At 75.4% G+C, this 3,316-nt stretch carries 1 protein-coding gene; it reads right to left on the reverse strand.

Annotated features, from left to right (window positions below; all coding sequences use genetic code 11):
- On the reverse strand, positions 1–3,092 hold a 3,092-nt coding region (gene cobN / locus E1211_RS31410; protein WP_132353759.1), incomplete at its 3' end, for a cobaltochelatase subunit CobN.
- Positions 3,093–3,316 lie beyond the last annotated feature (224 nt).

Genomic DNA, 3,316 nt, shown 5'->3' on the forward strand with positions numbered 1-3,316 from the left:
CGCCCGTCCAGCCCCCGCCCGTACGCGTAGCCGCCCCAGACCGCGTACACCTCGGCCAGGTCGGCGTCGCTGCGCCAGTTCCGGGCGTCGATGAGCGGCAGCAGTCCCGCGCCGTACGCCCCGGGCTTCGAGCCGAAGATCCGGGCGGTGGCCCGGCGTTCGTCGCCGTGCTCGGCCAGGTCGGCGGCGACGTGGGCCCGGACGAAGTTCTCCTCGTGCGGCTCGTCGAGGGCGGCGACCTGTCGGAACGCGTCGTCGAGCAGGGCCACCACGTGCGGGAAGGCGTCCCGGAAGAAGCCGGAGATCCGCACGGTGACGTCGATCCGTGGGCGGCCCAGTTCGGCCGGCGGCACCACCTCGACGCCGGTGACCCGGCGGGAACGGTCGTCCCAGGTGGGGCGGCAGCCGATCAACGCGAGGATCTCGGCGATGTCGTCACCCTGGGTGCGCATGGCGCTGGTGCCCCAGACGGTGAGCCCGACCGAGCGCGGGTACTCCCCCGTGTCGGCGAGGTGCCGCGCCAGCAGCGAGTCCGCGAGCGCCGTCCCGACGTCCCAGGCGTTGCGGCTGGGGATGGCCTTCGGGTCGACGGAGTAGAAGTTGCGGCCGGTCGGCAGCACGTTGACCAGGCCCCGGGTCGGCGAGCCGGACGGCCCGGGTGGCACGAACCGGCCCGCCAGGGCGGCCAGCGTGTGTGCCAGCTCGTCGGTGGTCCGGTCGAGCCGGGGAACCAGCTCGGTGGCGGCGAAGCGCAGCAGCGCGCTCGCGTCCGGCAGGTCGCGGCCGGTGACCTCGGCGACCACCGCGTCGACCTTCCCGGCGTCCCAGCCGAGCGTCTCCATGCCGACGACGAGCCGGCGCGCGAGGGCCTCGACGAGGTCGACCGCGTCGGCGGCGGTGACCGCCGGCCCGTCCACGATCTCGGTCAGCTCGGCGGGGATCTCCAGCCGCTCACCCGGCGCGGCGAGCAGCGCCGCCTCGTCCAGCCCGTGGGCGGCGGCCAGCGCCTGCCGCAGGCCGGGCAGGGCGTGGCTGCCGCCCCACACCTGCGGGGCACGCAGCACGGCGAGGACCAGGTTGACGCGGGCGTCGCCGGCCGGCGCGTCGGCCAGCACGTGCAGGCCGTCGCGGATCTGCACGTCCTTGACCTCGCAGAGGTACCCGTCGAGGTGGAGCACGAAGTCGTCGAAGTCCTCGGCTGCGGGCATCTGCTCGGTGTGCAGGTCGTGGTGCAGCTCGGCGGTGCGCACGAGCGCCCAGATCTGCGCCTGCACTGTCGGAACCTTGGCCGGGTCGAGGGCCTGCACGGTGGCGTACTCGTCGAGCAGCTGCTCCAGCTTCGCCAGGTCGCCGTACGTCTCGGCGCGCGCCATCGGCGGCACCAGGTGGTCGACGACCACCGCGTGGGCGCGGCGCTTGGCCTGCGTGCCCTCCCCGGGGTCGTTGACGATGAACGGGTAGACCAGCGGCAGGTCGCCGAGGACGGCGTCCGGAGCGCAGTCGGCGGCCAGCCCGAGGCCCTTGCCGGGCAACCATTCGAGGGTGCCGTGCTTGCCGAGGTGCACCACCGCGTCGGCGCCGAAGCCGCCCTCCTCGGGCCGGGCGGCGAGCCACCGGTACGCGGCCAGGTAGTGGTGGCTGGGCGGCAGGTCCGGATCGTGGTAGATGGCGATGGGGTTCTCGCCGAAGCCGCGCGGCGGCTGGATGAGCAGCACCACGTTGCCGAAGCGCAGCCCGGCCAGGACGATGTCGCCGCCGTCGGTGTAGAGCTCGCCGGGTGGCTCGCCCCAGTGCGCGCGCATCCGCTCGCGCAGCGGCGTCGGCACCTCGTCGAACCAGCGCTGGTAGACCTCGCCGGGCACCCGGGCCCCGGCGGCGGCGAGCTGCTCGGGGGTGAGCCACTCGACGTCGTGCCCGCCGGCGGCGATCAGGGCGTGGATCAGGGCGTCCCCGTCGTCGGGCGGTGGCGTGTCGCCGAGGTCGTACCCGGCGTCGGCCAGCTCGGCGAAGAGCCGCACCGCCGAGGCGGGGGTGTCCAGGCCGACGGCGTTGCCGACCCGGGAGTGCTTCGTCGGGTACGAGCTGAGCACGATCGCGAGGCGCTTCTCGGCGTTCGGGAGCCCACGCAGCCGGGCCTGCCGGACCGCGATGCCCGCGACCCGGGCGGCGCGTTCCGGGTCGGCGGCGTAGCCGGAGAGCCCGTCGGCGTCGATCTGCTTGAACGAGAACGGCACGGTGATGATCCGGCCGTCGAATTCCGGGACGGCGACCTGCATGGCGGCGTCCAGCGGGGTCAGCCCGGCGTCGGAGCCGGCCCACTGCTCGCGGGTGCTGGTCAGCAGCAGCGCCTGGACCACCGGCACGTCGAGCGCGGCGAGCGCCCCCACGTCCCAGGCGTCCTCGTCGCCGCCGGCGGAGGCGTCCGCGGCCACCGCGCCGCCGGCCGCGAGCACCGTCACCAGCAGCGTGTCGCAGCGGGCCAGCAGCTCCAGCGGACCGGCGCCGGCGGTCAGGCCGCGCAGCGATCCGCAGTAGACGGGCAGGGCGTTCCCGCCGGCCGCCTCCACCGCGTCGGCGAGCGTGTCCACGAAGGCGGTGTTGCCGGCGAGCGCGTGCGCCCGGTAGAAGACGATGCCGACGGTCGGCCGGTCCGGATCGGTCGCCCGGTCACCGTGAACTCCGTAGGCCGGGGTGGGTGCGGGCGGCGCGAAGCCCTCGCCGGTGAGCAGCACCGTGTCGGAGAGGAAGCGGGTCAGCTGGGCGAGGTTCTCCGGACCCCCCTCGACCAGGTACGCCAGGGCCTGCGTCACCACTCCGGCAGGCAGGGTGGAGGCCGCCATCAGCTCCGCGTCGGGCGCCGATTCGCCGCTCAGCACGACCGTCGGCACGCCGGAGGCGAGCACCGCGGCCAGGCCGTCCGGCCACGCGGGGCGGCCACCGAGCAGCCGTACGACGGCGACGTCCACGCCGTCGAGCAGCGCGGGAACGGAGTCGGCGTCGACGCGGACCGGATTGGCCAACCGGTAGTCGGCGCCGCTGGCCCGGGCGGCGAGCAGGTCGGTGTCGGAGGTGGAGAGCAGCAGGGTACGCACGGATGGCTCCGGAGAGTGACGCCCGGGTCGCCGGAGAGGCGGTCGGGCTGAGGGGTGGGTGGCGCGTGGTTCAGCGGCCGCGGCCGGCCGGGCGTAGCCGGCCGTTCACGGTCGACGTGGCGTACGGGTCAACCGGCGCGGCCGGAGGCGCCGACGGACCGTCCGGTGTGGCCGGTCGGCGTGGCGGTGCCGGGGGTGGGTGGCGCGCCGTGCGCGGCGCAACG

This window comes from Micromonospora sp. 15K316 (assembly GCF_004348525.1).
GTDB lineage: Bacteria > Actinomycetota > Actinomycetes > Mycobacteriales > Micromonosporaceae > Micromonospora.